This window comes from Treponema sp. (assembly GCF_045657965.1).
Taxonomy (GTDB): Bacteria; Spirochaetota; Spirochaetia; order Treponematales; family Treponemataceae; genus Treponema_D.
Map to the genome: position 1 here is coordinate 1 of NZ_JAZOUG010000028.1, position 7,349 is coordinate 7,349.

The 7,349-nt window shown below is 37.2% G+C and carries 8 protein-coding genes; 6 read left to right on the forward strand and 2 right to left on the reverse strand.

Annotation, left to right across the window (positions count from 1 at the left end; genetic code table 11):
- Positions 1-1,063, reverse strand: a 1,063-nt coding sequence (locus tag ACKI5B_RS00730) for an Ig-like domain-containing protein (RefSeq protein WP_407425037.1), incomplete at its 3' end; no start/stop codon positions are given.
- A 144-nt stretch (positions 1,064-1,207) separates the two neighbouring features.
- On the opposite strand from ACKI5B_RS00730, the gene ACKI5B_RS00735 reads away from it, so the two are divergent.
- The 5 genes from ACKI5B_RS00735 (at position 1,208) to ACKI5B_RS00755 (ending at position 6,230) form a co-directional block, all read left to right on the forward strand.
- On the forward strand, positions 1,208-2,779 hold the full coding sequence (locus tag ACKI5B_RS00735) for an SGNH/GDSL hydrolase family protein (protein ID WP_407425038.1): 1,572 nt from the start codon (positions 1,208-1,210) through the stop codon (positions 2,777-2,779).
- Positions 2,780-2,930: 151 nt separating this feature from the next.
- The gene (purA, locus tag ACKI5B_RS00740) at positions 2,931-4,157 is read left to right on the forward strand and encodes an adenylosuccinate synthase (protein ID WP_407425039.1); all 1,227 of its coding nucleotides are present in this window, start codon (positions 2,931-2,933) and stop codon (positions 4,155-4,157) included.
- A 98-nt stretch (positions 4,158-4,255) separates the two neighbouring features.
- Positions 4,256-5,215 (forward strand): hypothetical protein, encoded by a 960-nt coding sequence (locus tag ACKI5B_RS00745; RefSeq protein ID WP_407425040.1) that lies wholly within the window; start codon positions 4,256-4,258, stop codon positions 5,213-5,215.
- Positions 5,215-5,781, forward strand: a complete 567-nt coding sequence (locus tag ACKI5B_RS00750) for a Gx transporter family protein (RefSeq protein ID WP_407425041.1) — start codon at positions 5,215-5,217, stop codon at positions 5,779-5,781. The genes ACKI5B_RS00745 and ACKI5B_RS00750 overlap by 1 nt, the downstream gene beginning before the upstream one ends.
- Positions 5,778-6,230, forward strand: coding sequence for a hypothetical protein (locus ACKI5B_RS00755; protein ID WP_407425042.1), 453 nt, complete (start codon positions 5,778-5,780; stop codon positions 6,228-6,230). Before ACKI5B_RS00750 ends, ACKI5B_RS00755 begins: the two co-directional genes overlap by 4 nt.
- On the opposite strand, the gene ACKI5B_RS00760 is transcribed toward ACKI5B_RS00755, so the two are convergent.
- Complete coding sequence (locus ACKI5B_RS00760) at positions 6,208-7,053, reverse strand: Cof-type HAD-IIB family hydrolase (RefSeq protein ID WP_407425043.1); 846 nt, start codon at positions 7,051-7,053, stop codon at positions 6,208-6,210. The two genes, ACKI5B_RS00755 and ACKI5B_RS00760, sit on opposite strands and share 23 nt — an antisense overlap.
- Positions 7,054-7,117: 64 nt before the next feature.
- Here ACKI5B_RS00760 and ACKI5B_RS00765 point away from each other — a divergent pair.
- A partial coding sequence (locus ACKI5B_RS00765; protein WP_407425044.1) for a hypothetical protein occupies positions 7,118-7,349 on the forward strand: 232 nt, incomplete at its 3' end.

The window sequence follows — 7,349 nt, forward strand, 5'->3', positions numbered from 1 at the left end:
CAAATCCTTTATCGGTTTCGTTTTCTTGAATAATGTAATCACTTTCACTAATGACTGTAACATTTGCATTAGCTGTCAATATTTTTGATGCTGATGTTGTTGCGGCAGCAGTTACTTTAATTGTAGCTGTCCCTGATGCAGTTTTTGCAGTTACAACACCTTCATTGCTGATTTCAGCATAATCAGTTCCATTAGAAATTTCATAAGTCACATTTTGATTTGTTGTATCACTTGGTGTGAATACAGGAACAATGTTACAAGCACCTGACTGTTGAATTGTAAAAGATGTCTTTTTAAGACTTAACGCTGTCGGCAAAACATTGTTTACAGTTAATGTGTAATTTGCTGACAATTCAGTAGCATTTGCAGCTTGTACACTAATTGTTGTCGTGCGGTTATCAGAGTAGTCACTTGCAACAATACCTGTAACAGTACCATTTGAATCAACTGTTGCTACTGTTTCAGCTGATGAAGAATACGTTACATCTTTATCAGAAGCATCTGACGGTGTAAATGTTGCTGTATAGGTTGCACTTCTTCCTACATAAACTGACTGAACTGATGAATCAAAAGAAATTCCCGTAAGGGCAACTTCCTTGACTGTAAAATCATGGTATGCAGAAATTTCTGCATTTTCTTCAGAAGTAACTGTCAGACGGAAAGTTCCTGCTGCTTTTCCTGAAATTGTAAGCTCGCTGGAATCAACTGAAACACATGTAACTTCCTCTGTGGAAACTGTTCCGTCTTCAGCTGGGACCTGTGAAACTGTAATCGTAAAATTTTTGTTTGAGGCATTTGAAGGTGTAAATGTCGGAGCAACTGTGTATGTATTATTGACAGAAATGCGCTCTTCATTATCAACAATTACAGAAGCTGCGAATGAATCGAGGGAAATTGACTGAAGTGCGACAGTTGCGTTTGAATTATTATCAACACCTGCACTTGAACCTCCGTCACTTCCGTCACTGCATGAAATAAAGCCGGATAATGCTATAAATACAGCAAAAACCCCTGCCATTTTTAGCATTTTTTTCATAATTTTTACCTCTTTTGTATTTTTCATAACTTCGATTTTACGATTTAAAACCTTTAATGTCGATAAGAAATTTCTAAGAATATTGAAAAAAAAGACGTTAAAATTTCTCTTTAATTTTTCACAGAATAGATTTATAATTAATCCAAATTTATTTCCAAAAAGGAGCTTCTAATGAAAAAAATTCTGGCTGCAAGTCTTGCTATTCTGGCAAGTCTTTCATTCTCTGCATTTGCTCTGGAAGATGCCATCGCTAACAACGAAAAAGTTGAAAAAGTCGAGGCTATCGAAACCCTTGCAAATCCAAAAGGTACAAAACTTTTTGTTGTTGGTGATTCAACTTTAAGTTCATTCAATGACCCTTACTATTATCCTCGATACGGCTACGGTACAAAATTGCAGGACTATCTTCTTCCTAAAAAAATCGAAGTCATCAACCTCGCAATGTCAGGCCGCTCTTCAAAGTCTTTCTTAAAAGAAAAAAACTATAAAACACTGGCTGACAACATCAAAAAAGGCGACTACCTTATCATCGGCTTCGGTCACAATGACGAAAAAGCTGAAGAATCACGATATACAAATCCAAACGGAAGCAAAGAAGAAGCTGGTTCTTTCAAAAACAGCCTCTACGAAAACTACATCAAGCTCGCTTTGGACAAAAAGGCAACACCAATTCTCTGTACACCAATCGTACGCCGTGCTCCAGGCAAAGCATACGAAGGTTCTTACGTACATGTAACAAAAGATGTTGAAGGATTCCCGGGCGGAGACTATGCACAGGCAATCCGTGACCTCGGAAAAGAAACAGGTGTTCTCGTTGTAGATTTAACAGCAATCACAAAAGACCGCTATGAAAAAGCAGGTGATGAAGGAACTGCAAAATTCCACGCACAGCTTTCACACAAACCGGCTTCAACAGATAACACTCACCTGAACACTTACGGTGCTTCAGTAGTTGCTTATGATGTTATTCAGGCAGTCAGCGCTGGAAACAAAAAATTCGCTAAACTCGTAAACAAAAAGGCAGAAGCTCCAACAGAAGCTCTCCTTGTTAAAAACCCGGACTACGTAGTTCCAAAATATTCAGAATTCATTCCTGCTGAAGATGCAAGCGGCTTGTGGCAGGCAACTGCTCCATGGTACGGAACTGTATTCGGTGACTGCGGGGGTGCAGAAAAAATCATGGATCCGGAAATCTATGAAATTATCGAAAAGAACGGTGTTGTAGAAATCCACGCAGGTCCACGCGACGGTTCAAAATCAGTAGGAAAAATTGCATCTGCTTCAGACGGAATTGCTTTCTACTTCCAGAAACTCCCTGCTTCAAAAGATTTCACTCTTTCTGCAAAAGTTAAATTAATCAACTTCGCAAACAATAACCAGGTTTCATTCGGTCTCATGGCACGCGACGATGTTTACATCGACAAATTCGACAACACAATCAACTCTGATTATGTTGCTGCAGGTGCTCTTAAAATTGCTACAGGCGATGCTTATACTTCAAGCTGGATGAGAACAAACACTCAGCTTAAAGAAACAAAAAATGCCGGACAGCCTGCTCCTGCAAAAGGACAGGTAATTGACCTTTCAATCACAAAGAAAGGCAATGTTTACACTGTAAAATACGGAAAAGACACAGCCACTTACGAAGCTAATCTGGCTTCAGTTGATGCAAACAACATCTATGTTGGTCTGTTTGCAGCCCGCTGTGCAGATGTTGAATTCAGCAACATCACATTAAAATAAGGGGATTTGCCCCGCCAAGCAACGAAGTTGCGACGCATCCCTCACGCTTTGTCGTGGGGGATTTTTTTTTGCTTATTGAACGCTATTTTTTTTTATGATATTATCTTATGTATTTTTGCGTAGAAACGCGTGTTAAAACTTGGGGGCTTTTATGAAGGTCGTTGTTATCGGTGCTCAGTGGGGCGACGAAGGAAAAGGAAAGATTGTTGACTATCTTGCAGAAGATGCAAAATATGTAGTGCGCTATGCAGGCGGTCCAAACGCAGGTCACACAATCGTAGTTGATGGCAAACAGTTTGCTCTTCACCAGGTTCCGTCTGGAATTCTTTATCCAAACAAATCAGTTTTCCTCGGTGCCGGCATGGTAATCGATCCTGAGGCTCTTTTTAACGAACTTCAGATGCTCAAAGACAACGGAATCAACTGGGAAGGGCGCGTTTTCATTTCTGACCGCGCTCACATCATTCTCCCGGGCTATCGCCAGATGGATAAAGACCGCGACGCAAGCCGCAAACGTCCGATTGGTACAACTGGACGGGGAATTGGTATCGCTTATTCAGAAAAAGCACACCGCGACGGTCTCCGTCTTGCAGACCTTGACTGGCCGGAAAAAATGGCGGAATACGAAGGCGAAAACCTAGAATATCTCAACAAATACAAAGACAAATTAATCGAAATGCGAGTTGACCTTACCGCAAAAATGTTTGAATACCGCAACGAAAACATTCTTTTCGAAGGTGCCCAGGGTGCAATGCTCGACATCGATTCAGGTACATATCCTTATGTTTCTTCAGGTGCTTCATGCTCTGCAGGTGCTGCTACAGGATGTGGAATTGGTCCAAAAAATCTCGACAAAATCCTCGGCGTTTTCAAAGCATATCAGACACGAGTCGGAAACGGCCCTATGCCAACCGAATTCAACAACGAAAGTGAAGGCGAGCTTTGCGAATACGTCCGCAAAACAGGACGTGAATATGGTGTAACAACAGGCCGTGCACGTCGATGCGGTTACCTTGATTTAGTTGCACTCCGCTATGCCTGCATCACAAACTCAATCGATTCACTCGTTCTTACACACCTCGACATTTATGATACATTCGACGAAATCGAAGCCTGTGTTGCATACGAAATCGACGGAAAAACAGTCGTTGACTTCCCGGCAAGCGTTCCTGCAATGGAAAAGGCAAAACCAGTCCTCAAAAAGTTCAAGGGCTGGAAAAAGAGCCTCAAAGAATGCCGTTCATACGAAGAGCTCCCAAAAGAAGCCCGCGATTACGTAGAGTTCGTCGAAGACTACTGCAAAACCGAAGTAGGTATCATTTCAGTAGGCTACGAGCGAAACGAAACATTTATCCGAAACAATCCTTGGAATAAATAAAAAATACAAAGCTGGCTTTAGGGTCAGCTTTTTTTATCTTAAAAAATTATTTCTCCTGCATGTTTATTCTTCATCATAATTCTGCCGAAAATTAAATCATGAAATTTTATTATTTTATTTTTACAACACTAACTTTAACAGGATTGTTATTGTCTTCCTGCTCAAAAACTAATGATAAAAATTTTATAGAAACAGAAAACAATATTTCTCAAGAAACTTTTGATGACGGTTTAATTTTAAGTAAGACTGCTTCACTTTGTCTATTCGGACGAGATTCTAAAATGCATCCCGTAATCAAACTCTATACAGGTGATGATATTTCAGTATTAAAGATTGATGGAATAATTGACACAAAGTTTATTCCTGAGAACGATGGAAATAATAACTTTACTAATATAGAAAAGCAAACTAACGATAGTTTAAATCTTATCAAAAATGATTCTCTTCCTGAACAAGATCAAAACCTGAAAGGTACAGAATATGTTCATATTGTACATGATAATCTTGATTTCTGGCTTGAAAAATCAGTTTTCGCCTTAAATTGTGAAAACGCAGTTACAATTGAAAAAACTTATTTATATACTAACGATAGTTTGTCTGAAAAAATTGATTCCCCGCTTAATCCACTAAAATTTGCATCAAAAATTGCCAGAGCTAAGGAAAACACATCTGCTGATAGCCCGGAATCTGCTTCACCAAAACTGGGATCAGAATCACCAAAATCAGTAAAAATCTTCTTTTATGATTCATCATTAAAATCTATTCAGGAAGCGTTCGTTTCATCTGCTTCGATAAGCACAAGAATTGACGATATTGTAGTAAGCCAGGTTGCTGAAGAATTAAAAATAACAAAACGGGCTGTTCCAAGAAACGAACTTTTTGCAAAAGCAGCAAAATACAACCCCTGTCAAAAAGTTCTTGCTGCTTTAAATGCACAAAAAACAGAAACAAAAACCTACAGTTATCAGGAAGTATTAAAATCAATGCAGAAAATGCCTTTTGGTGTTAATGTAGATGAATTAATGACAGTTGATCAGTCAAAAGATCCTTTTAAATAATGAAATATAAACATACAGACGAAAAGCTTGTTCCTTTTCTTGCAGCCCTTTGCCTTTTTCTCTCAACAATTGAAAATGCAATTCCAAAGCCATTACCGTTCCTGCGTCTTGGTCTTTCAAATTTGCCGGTGATTCTGGCTCTTTTTCTGCTTCCCAAAAGAAAAGTTTTACTTTTGGCAGCTTTTAAGATTACTGCACAGGGAATTATTTCCGGTACTCTTTTTTCATACATCTTTTTATTCTCAGCTGCAGGCTCATTTTCATCAGCAATTGCAATGATGGCATTATATTCATTATTAAATAAAACTGATAAACTATTTACTAACGAACGACAGTTAGCTAATATCAGTACAATCGGAATAAGCCTAACAGGATCTCTTGCCAGTACAATTGCCCAGATTACTCTGGCACGATTTTTTCTTTTTGGTGCTAACACAAAATATATCGCACCAATTCTGCTTATTTCAGGACTGGTTACAGGACTTCTTTTAGGAATCTTCTCTGAACTTTTCATACAGAAATCCAAATGGTTTAATCTTGTTTTAAAATCGGAGCAATCTAAATGAATAAGGAAATTCTTTTAACAGGCTCAGTCTGGTTTTTTACAATTCTTTTTTTTATACTAGCCTGTATAAAAAAACGCAGGTTAAATATTTTACTCTCAATTTTTATTGTTATCTTCATTACAGTGTTTGCATTAATAACTCCAGCCGGTGAAGTTTTGCTAACTTTCGGTAGTTTTAAAATCACACTCGATTCACTTCTATTAGGATTAAGAAGAAGCGGAGTTCTTACAGGAATGGTTTTCTTTTCAAGGTTAATAATTAATCCAGAAATGAAAATTGGAAATAAGAACAAAAGCAAACTAACGAAAGTTTTTTACTGGTTAAATATTTTAACATCTCAAAAACTTAATCTAAAACCCGGAACCATAATTGATTCCATTGATAACAGATTATGTGAAATCTGGGAAAATGAAAATAATTTAATTTTTAAAGAACAAATTTCTCAATGAATAATCCAACACCGCTCTCATCATTTGTTTTTTCTGTAACAAAATCAGCAGCCTCTTTTATATAGTCACAAGCATTTTTCATAGCAACACCATAAGCACACTGACGTATCATACTTTCATCATTCATACCGTCACCAAAAGCCATTGTTCTTTCAGGGGCAATTCCAATGTGTTTTGCAAGCCAAAGTACAGCTTCTCCCTTTCCACAATCTGGAGGAAGAATTTCCAGGAAAAAAGGTTTGCTCGTAAAAACTACAGCCTTATCTCCAAATTCATCTTTCATTTTTTTCAGAAGATCCTGTACTACTTCCGGAGTTCTTGGATTACATGGAACCAGCATTTTTGGAGAACCTTTTTGAAGAAGTTCTTTATAATTATCTGCCTTTTTACCATTAACTTTGCATAAATCAATATCCATTTGAATCCATGGTGTAAGAGTGCCATAATAAATGGTATCTGTTGAATAAATCTGAGACTGAAGACCGGCCTTAACTGCAATTTCATCAGCACGAAGCAGAATTTCTGATGAAACCTTATTACATAAAATCTGCTTTCTCTCATGCGTGTCAAAAACACTACAGCCGTTTATTGCAATTACATAACGGCCGGTTTCCTTTCCTGCAATTTGAAGGCGCCTCACAAAAGGAACAATCCCCGCTTCAAGCCTTCCTGAACACAAAACAACATAAATGCCTTTTTCAGCACATTTTTGCAGTATTTCAACATTTTTATCAGAAATTTGTGCATCATTATTAAGAAGAGTATCATCAAGATCCAGTGCGATTAATTTAACATCTAATTTATTATTTGGAAGCTTTTGCATGAGTCATATTAACATTTACATTGATGAAACTCAACTTTCAAGTTAAAATAAAATATATAAATAAATGTTTTTTCGGATAAATATATTTTTTCCCAAAATAAAAAATTTTCTCTTTCTTCCATTAATCATTCTGCCAGTTATTCATATTTCTGCATCTGAAATACAAAATACTCTTTCTGATAATGCCAGAATTTCAATTCTTTCTGTAAATTATACTGATTTATTTCATTCTTTATTTTCAAAAAGCTGTATAAGAATTTATGATAAAGAAAATGGGATTAATCAGCTTGTTGATT